Below are 20,699 nucleotides of genomic sequence, written 5' to 3' on the forward strand. Positions count from 1 at the left end.
GCAGAATATTTACTTCTCTTTGACATAAAAAATCCCCCTAAAGTAACGACAGATTTTTGTTTTTTCATCTGTCCACTTTAGAGGGAGCATATCAAAAGCGAATTACATTGACGATTTTCATATATGGGAGGGTGAATTTGAATATCATCTCCCCGTCAGGGTGAGGTTTTCTGAAACGGATATGTTTGGACATTTAAATAATACGGTCCCATTCGTCTATTTTGAGGAGGCCCGGACTGAATATTTGAAATCAATTGGATTTATGGATCAGTGGGTAAACCCTGAAAGTAAGACGATCCCGGTGGTTGCCGATCTCCAATGTGATTTTTTACAGCAAATTTTTTTCGGTGAAAATTTAAAAGTTTATGTAAAAGCCGCTTCAGTGGGAAATTCCTCAGTTGATCTTCATTATATGGGAAAGAAAGAGGATGGTTCAGTTGGATTTGTAGGGAGAGGAACCTTGGTTCAAGTCTCAAAAACTATCGGAAAGGGTGTTCCCTGGACAGAGGAGATGAGAAATCTGCTCCTTCAACATATAATTGTTAAATAATAGCGAAACAAAATCATTTCCGGATAGTAATTGTAGTCACTACATTTGTGGAGTTCACATATGATATGGTGACTAAATATATACCCACCCCACGGTTCATAACTGGCGAAGGCAAGGAGGGTCACAATACTTGAAGGAGAATGATTATACTCACAAGCCATTACTCACCAAACGCGAACGAGAAGTATTCGAACTGTTAGTACAGGACAAAACAACGAAGGAAATCGCTGGTGAATTATTTATAAGCGAAAAAACGGTTCGAAATCATATTTCCAATGCCATGCAAAAGCTTGGTGTTAAGGGGCGTTCACAAGCGGTTGTAGAGCTCCTTCGAATGGGAGAGCTAGAACTTTAATTATGACCGGCATCCTTTTTTAGGAGGCCGGTTCATATTTTGAAAGGGAAATGATTGGTTCATGTTTCGGCTTGAAATTTCCTCGAAAAAAGTAGAAAATAAATACAAGCTTAAATGTATTAAAGAAACAAAATCGTTAAGCGCGCTTTAAGTTGAGGGGAAAGCATATTATAGGAGTGTATGATACATGGAACTCGAAAATTCACAAAAAGTGAACGGGGAAATTGTGGCGAATATCGAAAAAGATTTACGGTACATATCCGGGATTATTAAACAAAAAGGAAGAGAAATGTTAAGTAATTATAAAATTACTCCTCCCCAGTTTGTTGCCCTGCAGTGGCTTTTTGAAGATGGAGATATGACAATTGGTGAGTTATCAAATAAAATGTTTCTTGCCTGCAGCACCACTACTGATTTAGTTGATCGCATGGAGAAAAATCAACTCCTTGTCCGGGTTAAAGACCCGAATGATCGCCGAGTAGTGAGAATTCATCTGCTCGAGGAAGGCGAAAGAATTATTGATGAAGTGATAAAAAAGCGTCAAGTGTATTTGGAGGAAATCTTAAAAAATTTCACAACAGATGAGATTCTTGTGCTCCAAAACAATTTAAGTAAATTGCATCAGGATATGCGGTAAAAAATGAGGCGAGAAGTTTGAAACAACCAATAGGTGTAATTGATTCCGGCGTTGGCGGCTTAACAGTTGCAAAGGAGATCATGCGCCAGCTGCCAAATGAAAAAATCATTTATTTGGGAGATACGGCACGATGTCCTTATGGACCAAGACCAACAAAGGAAGTTAAAAAATTCACTTGGGAATTAACAACCTTTTTATTAGAAAAGCAGATTAAGATGCTGGTGATTGCCTGCAACACGGCTACAGCGGTTGCCCTTGATGAAATACGGAGGGAATTAAAAATTCCGGTGCTTGGCGTCATTTATCCAGGAGCACGGGCCGCGATAAAGCGAACGAAAAACTATCGGGTTGGCATTATCGGCACCCAGGTTACCGTAGAAAGCGGTGCTTACGAAAAGGCATTAAAATCGTTAAACAGCAGACTGTTTGTAAAGGCCCATGCCTGTCCCAAATTTGTTCCGTTGGTGGAAAGCGGCGAATACGATGGGGAGATTGCTGAAAAACTAGTTACGCAATCCCTACAGCCGATGTTAAATTTAAATTTAGATACATTAATTTTAGGATGTACTCATTATCCACTGCTAGGTCCGCTTATTAAAAAAGTAATGGGTCCTGAGGTCAATGTGATTAGTTCCGGTGATGAGACTGCAAGAGAGATCAGCGCTATCCTTCAATACAATAGCCTGCTCGAAGAATCTGAGGACGAGCCGGAGCATGAGTTTTTTACAACCGGTTCAAGAGGTATCTTTTCAAAAATCGCCTCTGAATGGCTGGCGATGCAGGTGGACAATGTACAAAAAATCAAATTATAAGATGGAGCTCCTTCTCGGGGCTCTTTTGTTTTTTAAAGATTTTTTAAAAGAATGTCCAAATTTTTTTTCGAAGACGGTCTAAATTCCCAGAAGGCTCGTATACATGGTAGTACAAACTGTCTTGGGAGGGAATTTTATGTCTAAAAATACAAATAAAGCAGTCATCCTTGTTTCGGCTATGTTTGCATCAAGCGTTCTTTTATCTGGATGTGGCTTGTTTAGTACAGAAACAGAAAAGAAAATCGACCCGCCGAAATCCGTTTCGATGGACAACTCCAAAAAGGAAAGTAAAGAAACGGTGGCTAAAACAGAAGATGCACAAAACACCATTAAAACAGAGCTATATCTCATCGATAAAAATGGCTATGTAGTGCCGCAAACAATCGCTCTGCCGAAAAAGACCTCTACCGCAACGCAGGCTATGGAATACTTAGTAGATAACGGACCAGTTGAAGATATGCTTCCAAATGGATTTAGAGCAGTCATCCCGGCAGAAACCACACTCTCTGTTAACATTAAGGACGGAGTAGCCCAAGTTGACTTTTCTAAGGAATTTAAAAACTATCAGCCTGAGGATGAGCTGAAAATTCTTCAGTCCATCACTTGGACATTAACCCAATTCGACTCCGTTAAGTCTGTGCAGTTATCCATGAGCGGGCATCCATTAACCGAAATGCCGGTAAACGGAACGCCAATCAGTGAAAACTTAACAAGATCCATTGGAATTAATATTGATACAACGGATGTAACGGACATCACCAATACAAAACCGGTAACCGTTTACTATATCGGCGGTGAAAAAGTAGGCTCATACTACTACGTGCCGGTAACACGCCGCGTTAGCAATAATATAACCGACAATATTACCGCGGCTGTAAATGAATTAATTGAAGGACCAAGCCAGAAGTCTAACCTACTTTCAGAATTTATGTCTGATGCAAAACTTCTTGAAGCACCGAAGGTAGAAAATGGACAGGTGACATTGAACTTTAATGAGAATATTTATGGAAGCTTTGAAGAAAAGGAGATTTCGCAGTCGCTGTTAAACTGTCTTGTATTATCATTAACAGAACAGCCGGGAATTGAAAAAGTGGCTATCGAGGTAAAAGGGAAAACAGAGCTCAAAAATGACCAGGGTAAAAAAATAGCTGAACCGGTAACCCGTCCGCAAAAAGTAAATACAGGTAGTTTTTAAAAAAAAAAATTTGTTATACTATATAGTGACCATAAAAGAGGTTGGCTTCCCGCCGCCTCTTCTTTATTTGGCTGGCTCCAGCGTCCTTAGCCAAGGCGCTTCCGCTTTTCTATTTGTCAGATACTTTGGTTGGCTACTGGGGAAAGCTTGATCATGAAGGAGGAAGGTTTAGTGCGTGTAGATGGACGTGAACCAATACAGTTAAGACCCATACATATTGAAACAAACTATTTAAAGCATCCGGAAGGCTCGGTGCTCATTTCTGTAGGAGATACAAAGGTGATTTGTACTGCTACAATCGAAGACAGGGTTCCGCACTTTATGAGAGGAGAAGGCAAGGGCTGGATCACAGCGGAATATTCAATGCTTCCAAGGGCAACGGAATCAAGGAACATCAGAGAATCTTCGAAAGGGAAAGTCTCTGGGCGGACAATGGAAATTCAGCGGCTGATTGGCCGTGCCTTAAGGGCAATCGTTGATTTACCGGCTTTGGGTGAAAAAACAGTATGGATCGATTGTGATGTCATTCAGGCTGATGGCGGCACCCGTACCGCTTCCATCACAGGGGCGTTTGTCGCGATGACACTTGCCTTAAATGCATTAGCCGAAAAAAGAGCGATAAAATTCCCCATTACTGATTTCTTAGCCGCAACTAGTGTGGGAATTTTAGAAGATAACACAACCATCCTGGATTTAAATTATCCGGAGGATTCCAGTGCAATGGTTGACATGAATGTGGTTATGACCGGAAGCGGCGAGTTTGTAGAATTGCAAGGTACTGGAGAGGAATCTACCTTCTCCTATAACCAGCTTCAAGAATTACTAAGTGCAGCACAAGCCGGTTTGAGCGAGCTGTTTGAGTACCAAAAAATCGCACTTGGCGGAGATATAACAGAAAAAATTGAAGAAAGAAGAAAGAAAAAATGAGAGAAGTTATTATTGCTACTAAAAACCCCGGAAAAGCAAGAGAGTTTGAGAGTATTTTTGCCAAAAGGGGAATCGAAGTTAAAACCTTATTAGATTTTTCCGAAATCCCTGATGTTGAAGAAACGGGAACGACTTTTGAAGCCAATGCCATCCTAAAAGCGGAAGCGATCTCAAATGCATTGAATAAAATGGTCATTGGGGACGATTCCGGTTTGATTGTAGACGCACTGGAAGGCAAACCTGGAATCTATTCAGCCCGATACGCTGGAGAACATAAAAACGATCAAGACAATATTGATAAAGTTCTTTCTGAGTTAAATGGTGTTCCTGAGGAAGAGAGGACGGCAAGATTTTATTGTGCACTCGCTGTAGCGGTGCCGAATCAAGAAACCATGACCGTTTCGGGAACGTGTGAGGGACGGATTTTAACGGAAAGAAAAGGGACTCATGGCTTTGGTTATGATCCAATTTTCTATGTTCCGGATTTGGGACTTGCTATGGCCGAGCTGCCTTCAGAGGCGAAAAATAAAATCAGCCACCGCGCCAACGCTTTAAAGAAACTTGATACGGTACTTGATTCCATTTTAAAAAGAGCGGATCAATAATGAGCAAAATTTTGATTGTCAGTGATAGCCATGGAATGGGTAAAGAGCTTGAAATGGTTCGGGACAGACATATGAAGGATGTCGATTTAATGATCCATTGCGGGGATTCGCAGTTAATGCCGGATGACCAAGCGATTTCAGGGTTTGTCACCGTATTAGGGAATTGTGATTTTGGCGGTTATCCTTTAGAAGTGATGGAAGAGATGAATGACCGGAAAATTTTCGTGACCCACGGGCATAAGTATTCGGTAAAGTCTTCTTTAATGAATTTAAAGTATAAGGCCCAAGAGGTAAACGCCGATATTGTTTGTTTTGGACATTCCCATATATTAGGGGCGGAAGTCGTTGGCGGAACGCTGTTTGTGAACCCTGGGAGTCTTCGCCTGCCCCGGGAGCGCTTTGAAAAAACGTACGTTATTCTTGAACTAGCTGCTGAAAAAATTAAGATGACTGTTTTTGAATTGAACGGGCGTGAACTAGCCGATTTAGCTTATGAATTTACATTGCCGAAGAGAGAATGGGGAGTATGATCTCCCCATTTCTTGCTTTAAAAAAACAGTAAATTTATTATTGACTTTTATATTTTAGAACTATATAATAAATCTTGTCTTTGATAATTGACTACGTCCCAGTAGCTCAGCCGGATAGAGCATACGCCTTCTAAGCGTACGGTCGGGAGTTCGAATCTCTCCTGGGACGCCATCTACATACCAAATGAACTTTACTCACCCAGAAAAAGGTGAGTTTTTTTGTTTTTTGCCTCATTCGTGCTAAACTAATTTTCATCAACCTTAAGGACGGTAAGCCTATGAAAAAACGGGAACGAGTTAAAAGAAAAGAGAATGTGATCTTCTTTCCCGGACTTGAACAGCGATTAACGGAAAAGGGCCTAGAAAGCCTGCAATTGAAAAAGTATGAAGACGCCATCGGTCTTTTAGAAGAGGCGAAGGAACTTGACCCCGAGAATAGCGATGTACTAATGGGATTAGTCCTGGCTTATTTTGAAGCAGGTGCCTTCCGCAAAGCAAAAAAACTTGCGAGCGAACTTTTACTAAAAGGCATCGGCGATTATTTTCAGATGGTCGATTTATATTTGACTATACTTATCCAGCTTCACGAATATCAAGAAATCGTTTCGACAATTGAAGCCCTAATGGATGAAAAAGAAATACCACCTGACAAACATGATCATTTTCTTACCATCCTGCAATTTAGCAGAAGGATGGCTGAACAGAATCAAGCAGATGTGGAAAATGTCGATCCGGAAGAAAACGGCCCGATGAACAAAAGTCTGAACCTTTTTTCCTTGCAAAACACAACCGAACAAATGCTGCTCCTATCCAAACTGGCGGAGAGAAACATTAGACCCTATATAGAGGAAATTAAAGACTATTTAATTGCCGAAACAGGGCAGTCCTTTTTTAAAACAACATTACTAACTCTTTTAAAAGAGCAGGAATATGACAAGGAAATGGAGATTCAAAAATTTCATCAAGTCATAAAGATTATTCCAACACATTTACCTGAAGTCCATACTCAACCCAAGATGAAAAAAATAATAGAACATTTAGAAGATCGTTTAGAAAATAACAATCCGGTTTTATTGGCAGATATAAGAGGTATGGTAGAACGAATCTTTTTTATCAGCTATCCTTTCGAGCTGGAGCCGGAAAACCCTGGTGCATGGGCGGCTGCTTTTCATATTCTGGCAGAGGAATATATGGGAAACGATGCAGAAATAATTGATAGAGCGGAAGATTACGGTGTTTCTAGCAAAGAGATCAGTCTAGCAATCGTTAAAATACGGGAAATAGAAGAAATTTCTTACCCCAATTTTTAGGCTGTGCTGTTGAAAGAAATAGATCCTATGTTATAATGTAGGGGTCGCATTCTGTAAAAATTGATATTTTACAACAAAAGTGGATAATGACTTGATAGAACAAGACATATTCATACAATTCGTTACGAATGAAATGAGAATAGATGTTGGAGGGAAAAAACGGTATGACAGCTAAGTGGGAAAAATTAGAAGGAAACCGCGGTGTTCTTACAGTTGAAGTAAGTGCCGAAGAGGTTAGCAAAGGATTAGACGCAGCATTCCAAAAAGTCGTTAAACAAGTAAATGTTCCAGGATTCCGTAAAGGGAAAATGCCTCGTGGAATGTTTGAAAAGCGCTTTGGCGTTGAAGCACTTTATCAAGATGCTTTAGATATCATTCTTCCAGAAGCATATGGAAGTGCAATCGATGAAACAGGCATCGAGCCAGTTGATCGTCCTGATATCGATATCGAACAAATGGAAAAGGGAAAAGAACTTATCTTCAAAGCTACTGTTACAGTAAAGCCTGAAGTAAAATTAGGCGAGTACAAAGGCTTAGAAGTAGAAGAACTTGACACAAATGTAACAGATGAAGACGTACAAAAAGAATTAGAAACACTTCAAAACCGTCAAGCTGAGCTTGTGGTTAAAGAAGAAGGTAAAGCTGAAAACGGCGATACTGTTGTCATTGACTTTGAAGGATTCGTTGATGGTGAAGCATTTGAAGGCGGAAAAGCTGAAAACCACTCACTTGAGTTAGGTTCAGACTCTTTCATTCCTGGCTTTGAAGAGCAGCTTGTAGGAGTTGCTGCCGGCGAATCAAAAGACGTAGAAGTGTCTTTCCCTGAAGAATACCACGCTGCAGAGCTTGCAGGTAAGCCAGCAGTATTCAAAGTAACTGTTCACGAAATTAAAGGAAAAGAACTTCCAGCATTAGATGACGAGTTTGCAAAAGATGTAGATGAAGAAGTTGAAACATTGGATGCATTAAAAGAAAAAATCAAAACTCGTTTAGAAGACAGCAAAAAGCATGAAGCTGAACATCACCTACGTGATACAGTAGTGGAAAAAGCGGCTGAAAATGCTGAAGTCGAAATTCCGGCTGTTATGGTCGACAACGAAGTAAACCGTATGCTTCAAGAATTTGAGCAACGTCTGCAAATGCAAGGTATGAACCTTGAGCTTTACTTCCAATTCTCAGGTCAAGATGAAAATGCCCTTCGCGAGCAAATGAAAGAAGAAGCTGAAAAGCGTGTACGTGTAAACTTAACGCTTGAAGCCATCGCAAAGGCAGAAAATCTTGAAGCAACTGATGAGGACGTTAATGCTGAGCTTGAAAAAATGGCTGGCATGTACAACATGACAGTTGACAACATCAAAGCAGCACTTGGCGGCGTTGAAGGAATTCAAGCGGATCTTCAGCTTAAAAAAGCAGTTGACTTTCTTGTTGAAAACAAAAAATAATTAATTTCGGCAAGGCACGATTCCATCGTGCCTTGTTTTATACATTTTATCCATTACATATTATAATGGGGGTAGGGAAACCTTTTTATTAACTCCCTAAAAGCTTTAAACATTTTTGCAGATGGGCAGGAAAAAAGGAATTACATAGCGAATTAAATTAAACCAAACAGATTTAAGGTTGATTTTTTAAAATTATGGTTATGCTTAATGGGTACATAAGTTTCTGTTTTGATGGCGGATCCCAGTAAATTTATCAGTAGAAAACATAAGGCTTTTTATTTCCAGTCCATCGGCTTCATGTGTTACAATGCAATACATACCACTAAAAATAGAAGAAAAAAGATTCGGATTTATTTGGGATTCGCAGCTTTAAAAAATGGTTGACAACAAGTATCAAGGGGTGAAAAGATTGTTTAAATTTAATGATGAAAAAGGGCAATTAAAATGTTCCTTCTGTGGTAAAACACAGGATCAAGTTCGAAAGCTGGTTGCGGGTCCAGGAGTTTATATATGTGATGAGTGTATCGAGCTTTGTACAGAGATTGTGGAGGAAGAACTTGGAACAGAAGAAGAAGTAGAATTTAAAGATGTTCCAAAGCCAAAAGAAATCTGTGAAATTCTTGATGAATATGTCATCGGTCAGGATCAGGCCAAGAAATCATTGTCGGTAGCCGTTTATAATCACTATAAGCGGATTAATTCCAATAGTAAAATTGATGATGTTGAGCTTGCAAAAAGTAATATTTGTATGATTGGACCAACTGGTAGCGGGAAAACGCTTTTAGCACAAACATTAGCGCGCATTCTTAACGTACCATTTGCGATTGCAGATGCGACTTCTTTGACCGAAGCTGGATATGTCGGTGAAGACGTTGAAAATATTTTGCTTAAACTAATCCAGGCTGCAGATTATGATGTTGAAAAAGCAGAAAAAGGCATCATTTATATCGACGAAATCGACAAAATTGCCCGTAAATCGGAAAACCCATCGATTACAAGAGATGTTTCCGGTGAAGGCGTTCAGCAAGCATTATTAAAAATTCTTGAAGGTACGGTTGCAAGTGTTCCTCCACAAGGCGGCAGAAAACATCCGCACCAAGAATTTATCCAAATTGATACAACGAATATTCTCTTTATTTGTGGTGGTGCCTTTGATGGTATCGAACCAATCATTAAACGCCGTTTAGGGCAAAAAGTCATTGGATTCGGCTCAGATGTGAAGACCCAAGAAATTGGACAAAAAGAGCTTCTTTCTAAAGTATTGCCTGAGGACTTGCTTCGCTTTGGCTTAATTCCGGAATTTATCGGACGTTTGCCTGTTATCGCAAGCCTTGAGCAATTAGATGAAGGGGCATTAATTGAAATTTTAACGAAGCCGAAGAATGCTTTGGTGAAACAATACCAAAAAATGCTTGAGATTGATGATGTAAATCTTGAATTCGAAGAAGGCGCCCTAGTAGAAATTGCGAAAAAAGCGATTGAACGAAAAACAGGTGCCCGCGGCTTACGTTCTATTATTGAAGGAATCATGCTTGATGTCATGTTTGATCTTCCATCAAGGGATGATATCACCAAGTGCATCATTACGAAGGAAACAGTTATAGATAACAGCGAACCGAAATTGATCCTAGAGGACGGTACAGTTGCGAACGAAAAATCAGCTTAATTAAAAAAGAAACAAAGGACCTGGCAGAAGTCAGGTTCTTTTTTTCTTACCAAACCATACATTTTGTGGTTTATTCCACTCAATCGCAGGAAATACTGAAGATATCTATCAGAATTAATCTGCAGGAGGGGATAGTATGAGTTGGACGGGGATAGCCTTATTTATACAGCTCTTTTTTGGAATCATTATTGGACTATATTTTTGGAATTTGCTTAGAAATCAGCGAACACAGAAGGTCTCCATCGATAGAGAATCAAGAAAGGAAATGGAACAGCTTCGCAAAATGAGGTCCATTTCTTTAACGGAACCATTATCTGAAAAAGTACGTCCTACCAGCTTTAAAGATATTGTTGGGCAGGAGGATGGAATTAAATCATTAAAAGCGGCATTATGCGGTCCCAATCCACAGCATGTCATTATTTACGGACCGCCGGGAGTAGGTAAAACAGCTGCCGCCCGCTTAGTTCTTGAAGAAGCGAAAAAAAATAGCAAATCACCATTCAAACCTGCATCTGTTTTTATTGAACTGGATGCGACAACCGCTCGTTTTGATGAACGAGGAATTGCCGACCCGTTAATTGGTTCTGTTCATGACCCGATATATCAAGGGGCTGGGGCGATGGGACAGGCCGGAATTCCACAGCCAAAACAAGGCGCAGTAACAAATGCACATGGCGGTGTATTATTTATTGATGAAATTGGTGAATTGCATCCGATCCAAATGAATAAATTGTTAAAGGTGTTAGAGGATCGGAAGGTTTTTCTGGAAAGTGCCTATTATCATGAGGAAAATAATCAAATCCCGACTCACATCCATGATATTTTTAAAAATGGACTTCCTGCCGATTTCCGCTTAATTGGAGCAACAACACGGACACCGAATGAAATTCCTCCGGCAATTCGATCACGCTGTATGGAAGTGTTCTTCCGTGAATTAAGTCAGGAGGAAATTAGTTTAGTTTCAAAAAAAGCTGCAGATAAAGTGAAGCTCTCGATAAGTGAAAACGGTGTTGAAACACTTTCCAACTATGCAAGAAACGGACGCGAAGCGGTTAATTTAGTTCAAATTGCAGCCGGTCTCGCCATACAAGAGGATCGAGACTTTTTAAAAGATGAGGATATTGAATGGGTGATTCATTCCAGTCAAATGTCACCGCGTATGGAAAGAAAAATTAATGAGATTTCCCATATTGGTCTTGTAAATGGACTTGCTGTTTATGGACCTAATTCAGGAGCATTACTGGAAATAGAAGTTACGGTCATTCCGGCAAAGGATAAGGGTTCGATTAATATTACTGGGATTGTAGAAGAGGAAAGTATTGGTGGTCAAGGCAAATCGATTCGCCGCAAAAGTATGGCCCGCGGTTCGATTGAAAATGTAATTACCGTATTACGATCGATGGGAGTTCCTGCAGATGACTTTGATATTCATGTGAATTTCCCAGGAGGAGTTCCAATTGACGGTCCGTCGGCGGGTATTGCGATGGCAACCGGGATTTATTCCGCCATTTATAAAATTCCAATCGACAATAAGGTAGCTATGACCGGGGAAATTAGCATTCATGGAAATGTCAAACCAATTGGCGGTGTCTATCCAAAGGTGAAGGCCGCGAAAAAGGCCGGTGCGGAAACGGTCATTATACCGGAAGAAAACATGCAGTCGATTTTAAATGAAATTGATGGAATCAATATCGTTCCGGTCACTCATTTACATGAAGTGTTTGAGATTGCCTTAGTAAATGGCATTGCCCGAAACAAGGTAATTCCTGCATCGATTGAACTTTCAAAGAAAGAATCTATATGAAAAATAAACTTCGGTTTGTAAACGAAAAACAAACCGAAGTTTTTTATTGGTATGGAAGAAATCGAAATGATTGGGGAAAATAGAACTATTGAATTCAGACTTTCCTTAGCTTATATTAGACACTTTTTTTTAAATAGGATAGAATTGTACAAAGATGAATTCTAATTCACAAATGGAGATATTGATTTTTGGAGGTGCAGTATTTTGGCGAAAAATAATGAAATAATCGTCCCCCTCCTGCCGCTTCGGGGGCTGCTTGTTTATCCGACAATGGTCCTTCACTTAGATGTAGGACGGGAAAGATCGGTTCAAGCCCTTGAAAAAGCGATGGTAGATGACCACTTAATTTTTTTAACAACCCAAAAAGATGTGTCAATAGATGAGCCTTTGGAAGAGGACATATATAAGATTGGAACTTTGACAAAGGTGAAGCAAATGCTGAAGCTTCCAAATGGGACTATCCGCGTATTGGTGGAAGGGCTGAACAGGGCTGAAATCGTAACTTTTCATGATGAAGATGATTATTATGCAGTAACCATCCAAACATACGATGATCCCGAGACAAAAGATGTGGAAGATCAGGCCTTGATGAGAACCATGCTTGATTATTTCGAGCAATACATAAAGTTATCGAAAAAAATCTCTGCTGAAACTTTTGCATCTGTAACCGATATTGAAGAACCGGGAAGAATGGCAGATATTATCGCCTCTCATTTGCCAATTAAATTGAAAGATAAGCAGACGATCCTTGAAACAATTGAGGTAAAGGAACGGATGAACCTTGTTGTCGATATCATCCATAATGAAAAAGAAGTCCTTAATCTTGAAAAGAAAATTGGCCAGCGGGTAAAACGCTCAATGGAGAGAACGCAAAAAGAGTATTATTTACGTGAACAGATGAAGGCCATTCAAAAAGAGTTGGGCGATAAAGAAGGTAAAACCGGAGAGGTTGCCGAGCTTACCGAAAAAATTGAAAAGATTGGAATGCCGGATCATGTCAAACAAACGGCATTTAAAGAATTAGACCGCTACGAAAAAGTTCCGTCCAGCTCTGCTGAAAGTGCTGTTATTCGCAATTATATCGAATGGTTAATTTCGATTCCATGGTCGAAGAAAACGGATGATGATATTGATATCAATCGTGCCGAACGAATTTTAAATGAAGATCATTATGGCCTTGAAAAAGTAAAAGAGCGGGTGCTCGAGTATTTAGCTGTTCAAAAACTGACCAATTCGTTAAAAGGTCCGATTCTCTGTTTAGCTGGACCTCCAGGAGTAGGGAAAACCAGTCTGGCAAGATCGATTGCCACTTCGCTAAATCGTAATTTTGTCCGGATTTCCCTTGGCGGTGTCCGTGATGAATCGGAAATCCGCGGTCATAGAAGAACATATGTCGGGGCTATGCCGGGAAGAATCATTCAAGGAATGAAAAAGGCAGGCACGATTAATCCGGTCTTTTTACTTGATGAAATCGACAAAATGTCAAGCGACTTCCGCGGTGATCCTTCTGCGGCGATGCTTGAAGTGCTGGATCCTGAGCAAAACCATAATTTTAGCGACCATTATATTGAAGAGACTTATAATTTATCAAAAGTCATGTTTATTGCTACTGCCAATAATCTATCGACCATTCCAGGTCCGCTTTTAGACAGGATGGAAATCATTACGATCGCAGGCTATACGGAACTTGAAAAGGTTCATATTACAAGAGACCATCTGTTACCAAAGCAGATTAAAGAAAATGGACTTTCCAAGGGAATTCTCCAGGTACGTGATGATGCGATTTTAAAAGTCGTCCGTTATTATACACGTGAAGCAGGGGTACGGAGTCTTGAACGGCAAATGGCAACCCTTTGCCGGAAAACAGCTAAAATCGTTGTTTCCGGTGAGAAAAAACGAGTCATTATTACGGAGAAAAACGTCGAGGAATTTTTAGGCAAACCAAGATTCCGTTATGGGCAAGCGGAAGCGGAAGACCAGGTGGGCGTTGCAACCGGATTAGCGTATACAACCGTCGGCGGAGATACGCTGCAAATTGAAGTTTCCTTGGCACCGGGGAAAGGCAAGCTAGTTTTAACAGGTAAACTCGGTGATGTTATGAAGGAGTCGGCGCAGGCTGCATTCAGTTATGTTCGTTCGAAGGCGAAGGAACTAGGCATCGAGGAAGATTTCCATGAAAAATATGATATCCATATCCATGTTCCGGAAGGTGCCGTTCCGAAAGACGGGCCATCAGCAGGGATTACCATTGCCACTGCTCTTGTGTCAGCCTTATCCGGCAGACCCATTCGCCGTGAAGTCGGGATGACAGGAGAAATCACGTTACGAGGACGAGTCCTCCCAATTGGCGGATTGAAAGAGAAAACCTTAAGCGCCCACAGAGCCGGTTTAACAAAGGTTATTCTACCGAAGGATAATGAAAAGGATATTGATGAAATACCGGAAAGTATTCGAAATGATATTGAGTTTGTACTTGTATCCCATGTGGATGAAGTATTGAAACATGCTTTGCTTGAAGGAGTCGTAAAATGAAAGTAACAAGTGCGGATATTGTGATCAGTGCTGTAAAGCCGGAACAATATCCTGAAACAGATATACCGGAATTCGCCTTAGCGGGGCGTTCCAATGTAGGAAAATCATCTTTTATTAATCGAATGCTAGGGCGAAAAGCTTTAGCAAGAATTTCTTCCAAGCCTGGAAAAACACAAACCTTAAACTTTTTCATAATAAACGAGGTGCTCCATTTCGTTGATGTTCCTGGTTATGGCTATGCCAAGGTTTCGAAAACGGAGCGGGCTGCCTGGGGGAAAATGATTGAAACCTATTTAACCTCTCGGGAGCAATTAAAAGCTGTTGTGTTAATTGTAGACCTAAGGCATCCGCCGACACAGGACGATATGATGATGTATGATTTTTTAAAGCATTATGAAATCCCGTGTATCATTATTGCCACGAAGGCGGATAAAATCCCAAAAGGGAAATGGCAAAAGCATTTAAAGGTAACTCGTGAAACCTTGGATCTTGATCCAAATGACCATATTGTGCTTTTTTCATCAGAAACTGGTTTAGGAAAAGATCAGGTCTGGACACTGCTGCAAAGCTATATGGGATAAGAAAAGCGGAAGCGCCTTGTTCAGCCCCGACAAGTGCTGGAGGCCCTGGTGGTGAAGTTGTTCTTTGACTTCATCGCCAGGGCCGAAGCAACCTAGAGGGGCTAGGCGCTGGAGCTAGACAAAAAAATAAACGCCAGGCGTCGATGCCAGGCGTTTATTTTTTTCGTTTCAGTATAAAATAAATACCAACAATCATTAATAGGACGGGCCAAAATTTCCCTACAAACGTTAAACCGTTTTGCACAAATCCAAGATATCCGGCAATTTTATCATAGAACAAAAGTAAAACAGCTAAAAATAAAAATAAAAAGGCTTGAAATAATCCTGTATTCGCTTTTTGAAACCGAAGGAAAAACCCTAACGAAATGATTAGCATTAACATTCCAATTGTGTTATTCGGCCAAAAGGAAACATGGCCGACAAAATGAAAATGCAATCCAAATCCAAACATAATGACCCCGGGAAGAATTCCTTCATGGTCTTTTGCGGTATAGCCCTGACCAAGAAAGGCAGCACCAATAATAAGGAGAAGGGTTGGCCACGTGTAGAATTGTTTAAAAAGAGTGATATGGGATTGCTGTAGTAAGAAATAGGCTCCAAAGCCAATCAGAATAATTCCAGGAAAAATTCGTTGATTTTTCATTTAAACCACCTCTTCCAGAAAGGTTCACTTGAATATCGTTCATTTTTTTGATACTGTACATAAGGAAGGAATTTGTCGAAAAAGACTCCTTATTCAATTCATAATCATATCATATAGTTTCATTTTCTGTTCACATTTTTGGGTAAATAAACAATTTACTCGTGGTATAATCATACTAGACAAATTTGCAATCCTACTTGGGGGTGTCTTAATCAATGCATATATTAGTGATCGGTGTAAATTATAAAACTGCCCCTGTAGAAATCCGTGAGCGGTTGACCTTTAATCCATCCGATCTTGTGGATGCCATGAAAAAATTAAACGCAAAGAAAAGCATCCTGGAAAACATCATCCTTTCTACATGTAATCGAACGGAAATTTATGCGGTTGTCGATCAATTACATACAGGCCGCTACTATATAAAGGAATTTCTATCAGAATGGTTCGGACTTGATCAAACGGAGTTTTCTCCGTATTTATTTGTGTATGAAGAAGATGGTGCAGTGGAACATCTATTTAATGTAACATGCGGATTGAATTCCATGGTTTTAGGGGAAACCCAGATTCTTGGACAGGTACGCACAAGCTTTAAGCTGGCACAAGAAGAAAACATTACAGGCACTGTGTTCAACCACTTATTTAAACAAGCAGTCACGGTTGCAAAACGAGGGCATTCTGAAACCGATATTGGGGCAAATGCTGTATCGGTCAGTTATGCAGCAGTAGAGTTAGCGAAGAAAATCTTTGGTTCTCTATCAGGGAAGCATATTTTAATTTTTGGTGCGGGGAAAATGGGTGAATTAGCAGCCCAGAACCTTCACGGAAATGGTGTTAAAAAAGTAACGGTCATTAACCGTACATTTGAAAAAGCACAAGAGCTTGCGACACGATTCGGCGGTGAGGCAAGAGCACTTGAAGAACTTCAAAAAGCACTAATCGAAGCAGATATTTTAATCAGCTCAACAGGGGCAAAAGATTTTGTGATTACAAAATCGATGATGGCCAAGGTCGAAAAAGCACGGAAGGGCAAGCCGTTATTTATGGTCGATATTGCCGTGCCGCGTGATTTGGACCCGCAAATTGCTGAGCTTGAAAATGTCTTCTTATACGATATCGATGATTTAGAGGGCATTGTGGAAGCGAACCTGCAGGAACGCAAAAAAGCTGCTGAAAAAATCATGCTGATGATTGAAAAAGAAATTGTTGAATTCAAGCAGTGGCTTGGCACGCTTGGTGTAGTACCGGTCATTTCAGCTCTTAGGGAAAAGGCCCTTGCGATTCAGGCAGAAACAATGGTTAGCTTGGAACGAAAGCTTCCAAACTTAACCGACCGTGAAATAAAAGTATTAAATAAGCATACAAAGAGCATTATTAATCAGCTCTTAAAAGATCCAATTTTACAGGCAAAAGAATTGGCTGCAAGACCAGATGCGGAACAGGCGATGGCGTTATTTAAACAAATATTTAATATTGAAGAGCTTGCAATGGAACAACAATTGAAAGCAGCCGAGTCGAATCCTTCACCTGTTTCTAAAATGCGGGCTGCCTTTGAAGTCTAAGGGGCCGTTCGATGTTTAGTGTCTTTATGACAAGGCTGCACGAATTTACCGTTGTTCTATATGCCTTCAGTGTGTTGTTATATTTTTTCGACTTCATTCACCATAACCGGAAGGCAAACCGTATTGCCTTCTGGTTACTTGCGTTTGTATGGGTTTTGCAAACCATCTTTTTATTTTTCTATATGATTAAAACAGGAAGGTTCCCTGTACTCACGATCTTTGAGGGGCTTTATTTTTATGCCTGGGTATTAGTCACATTATCACTTGGGATCAATCGTTTTTTACGGATTGACTTTATTGTCTTTTTTACCAATATCCTTGGCTTTATCGTCATGGCGATTCATACTTTTGCCCCGATGCAGTATCATTCTCATGTCATGGCAAATCGGCTGGTTTCTGAATTGCTGCTGATTCATATCACGATGGCGATCCTCTCATATGGGGCCTTTTCATTATCATTCGTCTTCTCTTTGTTATATTTGCTTCAATATGATTTATTGAAACGAAAGAAATGGGGCAAGAGATTATTAAGGCTTGCAGATTTGGAAAAACTGGAAAGACTGTCATACATATTTGCGATTATTGGTGTTCCAATGCTTTTATTAGGTTTGATTTTAGGGCTGCAGTGGGCGTTTCTTAAGCTTCCGGGGATGGATTGGTATGATATGAAAATCATCGGGTCGTTTTTATTGCTGACAGCCTATAGCATCTTTTTATATTTACGGACTGTAAAAAACATCCATGGGAAAAATTTAGCCTTGTGGAATGTCGCATCCTTTTTAATCGTGTTAATAAACTTTTTCTTATTTGGTCGATTATCATCATTTCATTTGTGGTACTCGTAATTTTAGGAGGCAATCATGAGAAAAATTATCGTAGGTTCCAGACGAAGCAAACTGGCGTTAACTCAAACCAATTGGGTCATCGACCAGCTTAAAAAGCTAGGTGCACCCTTTGAATTTGAGGTAAAAGAGATCGTGACCAAGGGTGATAAAATTCAGGATGTTACCCTTTCCAAGGTTGGCGGAAAAGGGTTATTTGTAAAAGAAATCGAGCAGGCCATGCTAAACAAAGAGATTGATATGGCCGTACACAGCATGAAGGATATGCCTGCCGTGCTGCCGGAAGGTCTTACGATTGGCTGCATTCCTTTCCGTGAGGACCATCGCGATGCGCTCATTTCCAGGGACCATATTAAGTTAAACGATTTAAAACCAGGTGCGATTATTGGGACGAGCAGTTTAAGACGCAGTGCACAGCTTTTAGTCCAGCGTCCTGATTTAGAAATTAAATGGATTCGCGGCAATGTCGATACAAGATTAAACAAGCTGAAGGAAGAAGAATATGACGCGATTATTTTAGCGGCAGCCGGTCTTTCTCGTCTTGGCTGGGCAAGTGAGACCGTTACGGAATTTTTAGATGCCGATAAATGCATCCCGGCTGTTGGTCAGGGAGCTTTATCAATCGAATGCCGTGAAGATGATCATGAGCTACTCGAATTATTTGAAAAATTTACTTGTAAAAAAACAGAGCTTGCCGTTCGCGCAGAGCGTGCCTTCCTGCAAAAAATGGAGGGCGGCTGCCAGGTGCCGATTGCCGGCTTTGCGACAGTATATGATCAAGATGAAATCGTGTTAAATGTATTAGTTGCTTCTCCTGAAGGAAGGGAAGTATACAAAGAAGAGCTCCGCGGGCAAAATCCGGAAGAGCTTGGGGTTCAAGCTGCTGACCTATTAACTCAAAAAGGAGCAAAAGACCTGATTGACCGGGTAAAACGAGAGCTTGAGGGTCAATGCTAAAATCATCCCCTTTGCTTGATAAAAAAGTTCTTGTTCCCAGGGGTGAAAATCAAGCAAAATCTTTTTCACAGCTTGTCGAAACCTATGGAGGGATTCCCGTTGAAATCCCTCTGATTGCTTTTCAACCGATAGAAAGCAATCAACGCCTTCAAGAATGCTTGGAGGCGCTTGATACATATGACTGGATTATTTTTACGAGCAATGTGACGGTGGAAACATTCTTCTCGTTTTTGCCGGTCAAGCGGAGCCTGCCGAAAATTGCGGTGATTGGGAAAAAAACCGCTGAGGGATTGGCGGCTAGAGGATTAAGGGCAGAGTTTGTCCCAACAGCTTTTGTAGCGGAAAAATTTGTAGAAGAATTTTTGCCGGTTATTCATCCAGGTGTGAAGGTGCTGATTCCTAAAGGGAATCTGGCAAGAGAGTATATTGCTGCCTCATTAAGTAATGCGGGTGCGTTAGTCGATGAAGTTGTCATTTATGAAACGTACATGCCGGAAGTGAACCGAACAAAATTAGCGAAGATACTTTCGGAAAAACAACTGGATATATTATTATTTACCAGTCCCTCAACCGTGGACAATTTTATGAGTGTCGTTAATGACTTTGGGTTGAGATCGAATTTAACGGGCTGCATAATTGGCTGTATTGGCCCTGTTACCGAGAAAAAATTGCTTTCGTATGGATTGACGGTCCATGTCTCTCCGGTAGAGTATACGGTACAGGAAATGATTAATAAGACAATTTTGTTTTTAGAGAGGGAGGAGTTATAAATGGATTTACAATTTTCACGTCACCGCCGCCTGCGTTCAAATGCGAGCATGCGCGCGCTTGTGAGAGAAAATCACTTAAAAGCGGAGGACTTTATTTATCCGCTGTTTATTTATGAAGGGGAAAACATTCGCAAAGAGGTTTCTTCGATGCCAGGTGTATTCCAGGTGTCAATGGATAATCTTCAAGCGGAAATGGAAGACATTGTAGCTCATGGCATAAAAGCGGTTCTATTGTTCGGGATTCCGGCTGAAAAAGATGAGTGCGGTACGCAAGCATTCCATGATCATGGAATTGTGCAAGAAGCAACTCGCTTTATTAAAGAAAAGTACCCTGATGTCCTCGTTGTTGCAGATACATGCTTGTGCGAATACACCAGCCACGGTCACTGTGGTGTAGTCGAAGGGGAAAAAATCCTTAATGATCAATCGCTCGACTTACTTGTGAAAACAGCGGTAGCCCAAGCTAAGGCCGGAGCGGACATTATTGCACCTTCCAACATGATGGACGGATTTGTGGCAGCGATTCGTGTCGGTTTGGATGAAGCAGGTTTTACTGAGATTCCAATCATGTCTTATGCGGTTAAGTACGCTTCAGCATTCTACGGACCTTTCCGTGAAGCGGCGGAGGGTGCACCGCAATTTGGCGACCGTAAAACCTATCAAATGGATCCGGCAAACCGCATGGAAGCGTTTAGAGAAGCAGAATCCGATGTGGCTGAAGGCGCCGATTTCTTAATTGTGAAGCCTGGTATGCCATACCTTGATATTGTTCGTGATATAAAAAATAATTTCAATCTGCCTGTTGTGGTTTACAATGTCAGCGGCGAGTATTCGATGATTAAAGCAGCAGCATTAAACGGCTGGATTGACGAGAAAAAGACTGTTCTTGAAATGTTATACGGCATGAAGCGTGCAGGCGCTGACTTAATTATTACTTATGCAGCAAAAGACGCGATTCGCTGGTTAAAAGAAGAAGAATAAT

At 40.7% G+C, this 20,699-nt stretch carries 20 protein-coding genes and 1 tRNA gene; 20 read left to right on the forward strand and 1 reads right to left on the reverse strand.

What is annotated here, in order from left to right; genetic code table 11:
• Nucleotides 1-88: 88 nt before the first annotated feature.
• The 15 genes from J2Y67_RS19150 (at nt 89) to yihA (ending at nt 14,946) form a co-directional block, all read left to right on the forward strand.
• Entirely contained in the window at nt 89-550 is a 462-nt protein-coding gene (locus J2Y67_RS19150; RefSeq protein WP_310176684.1) for an acyl-CoA thioesterase, read from the forward strand.
• 130 nt (nt 551-680) lie between these two features.
• On the forward strand, nt 681-905 hold the full coding sequence (gerE, locus tag J2Y67_RS19155; RefSeq protein WP_026572264.1) for a spore germination transcription factor GerE: 225 nt from the start codon (nt 681-683) through the stop codon (nt 903-905).
• Nucleotides 906-1,092: 187 nt separating this feature from the next.
• Nucleotides 1,093-1,542 (forward strand): MarR family winged helix-turn-helix transcriptional regulator, encoded by a 450-nt coding sequence (locus tag J2Y67_RS19160; protein WP_310176550.1) that lies wholly within the window; start codon nt 1,093-1,095, stop codon nt 1,540-1,542.
• A gap of 17 nt (nt 1,543-1,559) precedes the next feature.
• A complete protein-coding gene (gene racE / locus J2Y67_RS19165; protein ID WP_310176551.1) occupies nt 1,560-2,354 on the forward strand; it encodes a glutamate racemase in 795 nt (264 codons plus the stop codon).
• Nucleotides 2,355-2,490: 136 nt separating this feature from the next.
• Nucleotides 2,491-3,549: a GerMN domain-containing protein gene (locus tag J2Y67_RS19170; RefSeq protein WP_310176553.1), complete on the forward strand. Its 1,059-nt coding sequence runs from the start codon at nt 2,491-2,493 to the stop codon at nt 3,547-3,549.
• 171 nt (nt 3,550-3,720) lie between these two features.
• Entirely contained in the window at nt 3,721-4,476 is a 756-nt protein-coding gene (gene rph, locus J2Y67_RS19175) for a ribonuclease PH (protein WP_310176555.1), read from the forward strand.
• Complete coding sequence (locus tag J2Y67_RS19180) at nt 4,473-5,081, forward strand: XTP/dITP diphosphatase (RefSeq protein WP_310176557.1); 609 nt, start codon at nt 4,473-4,475, stop codon at nt 5,079-5,081. Before rph ends, J2Y67_RS19180 begins: the two co-directional genes overlap by 4 nt.
• Nucleotides 5,081-5,611, forward strand: a complete 531-nt coding sequence (locus J2Y67_RS19185; RefSeq protein WP_310176559.1) for a metallophosphoesterase — start codon at nt 5,081-5,083, stop codon at nt 5,609-5,611. Before J2Y67_RS19180 ends, J2Y67_RS19185 begins: the two co-directional genes overlap by 1 nt.
• 95 nt (nt 5,612-5,706) lie before the next feature.
• A tRNA-Arg gene (locus tag J2Y67_RS19190) sits at nt 5,707-5,783 on the forward strand.
• A gap of 106 nt (nt 5,784-5,889) precedes the next feature.
• Complete coding sequence (locus J2Y67_RS19195) at nt 5,890-6,921, forward strand: tetratricopeptide repeat protein (protein ID WP_310176560.1); 1,032 nt, start codon at nt 5,890-5,892, stop codon at nt 6,919-6,921.
• Between the two features lie 164 nt (nt 6,922-7,085).
• Nucleotides 7,086-8,363, forward strand: a complete 1,278-nt coding sequence (gene tig / locus J2Y67_RS19200; protein ID WP_310176562.1) for a trigger factor — start codon at nt 7,086-7,088, stop codon at nt 8,361-8,363.
• Between the two features lie 409 nt (nt 8,364-8,772).
• Nucleotides 8,773-10,029, forward strand: a complete 1,257-nt coding sequence (gene clpX / locus J2Y67_RS19205; protein WP_310176564.1) for an ATP-dependent protease ATP-binding subunit ClpX — start codon at nt 8,773-8,775, stop codon at nt 10,027-10,029.
• Nucleotides 10,030-10,165: 136 nt separating this feature from the next.
• Complete coding sequence (gene lonB / locus J2Y67_RS19210) at nt 10,166-11,833, forward strand: ATP-dependent protease LonB (protein WP_310176566.1); 1,668 nt, start codon at nt 10,166-10,168, stop codon at nt 11,831-11,833.
• Between the two features lie 204 nt (nt 11,834-12,037).
• On the forward strand, nt 12,038-14,365 hold the full coding sequence (gene lon, locus J2Y67_RS19215; protein WP_310176567.1) for an endopeptidase La: 2,328 nt from the start codon (nt 12,038-12,040) through the stop codon (nt 14,363-14,365).
• A complete protein-coding gene (gene yihA / locus J2Y67_RS19220) occupies nt 14,362-14,946 on the forward strand; it encodes a ribosome biogenesis GTP-binding protein YihA/YsxC (protein ID WP_310176569.1) in 585 nt (194 codons plus the stop codon). The genes lon and yihA overlap by 4 nt, the downstream gene beginning before the upstream one ends.
• 154 nt (nt 14,947-15,100) lie before the next feature.
• Here yihA and J2Y67_RS19225 read toward each other — a convergent pair whose 3' ends face one another.
• Complete coding sequence (locus J2Y67_RS19225) at nt 15,101-15,589, reverse strand: LiaI-LiaF-like domain-containing protein (RefSeq protein ID WP_310176571.1); 489 nt, start codon at nt 15,587-15,589, stop codon at nt 15,101-15,103.
• Nucleotides 15,590-15,804: 215 nt separating this feature from the next.
• On the opposite strand from J2Y67_RS19225, the gene hemA reads away from it, so the two are divergent.
• From hemA to hemB, 5 genes are read left to right on the forward strand one after another with little or no spacing between them, the layout of a single operon-like run.
• Nucleotides 15,805-17,148 (forward strand): glutamyl-tRNA reductase, encoded by a 1,344-nt coding sequence (gene hemA, locus J2Y67_RS19230; protein WP_310176573.1) that lies wholly within the window; start codon nt 15,805-15,807, stop codon nt 17,146-17,148.
• A gap of 11 nt (nt 17,149-17,159) precedes the next feature.
• Nucleotides 17,160-17,993, forward strand: a complete 834-nt coding sequence (ccsA, locus tag J2Y67_RS19235) for a cytochrome c biogenesis protein CcsA (protein WP_310176577.1) — start codon at nt 17,160-17,162, stop codon at nt 17,991-17,993.
• A 15-nt stretch (nt 17,994-18,008) separates the two neighbouring features.
• Nucleotides 18,009-18,947, forward strand: coding sequence for a hydroxymethylbilane synthase (gene hemC, locus J2Y67_RS19240; RefSeq protein WP_310176578.1), 939 nt, complete (start codon nt 18,009-18,011; stop codon nt 18,945-18,947).
• Entirely contained in the window at nt 18,941-19,717 is a 777-nt protein-coding gene (locus J2Y67_RS19245) for a uroporphyrinogen-III synthase (protein WP_310176581.1), read from the forward strand. The genes hemC and J2Y67_RS19245 overlap by 7 nt, the downstream gene beginning before the upstream one ends.
• Entirely contained in the window at nt 19,718-20,698 is a 981-nt protein-coding gene (gene hemB, locus J2Y67_RS19250; protein WP_310176583.1) for a porphobilinogen synthase, read from the forward strand.
• The last annotated feature ends 1 nt before the right edge of the window (nt 20,699 follow it).

The sequence above is a fragment of the Neobacillus niacini genome, assembly GCF_031456445.1.
In the GTDB taxonomy this organism is placed as follows: Bacteria; Bacillota; Bacilli; order Bacillales; family Cytobacillaceae; genus Neobacillus; species Neobacillus niacini_I.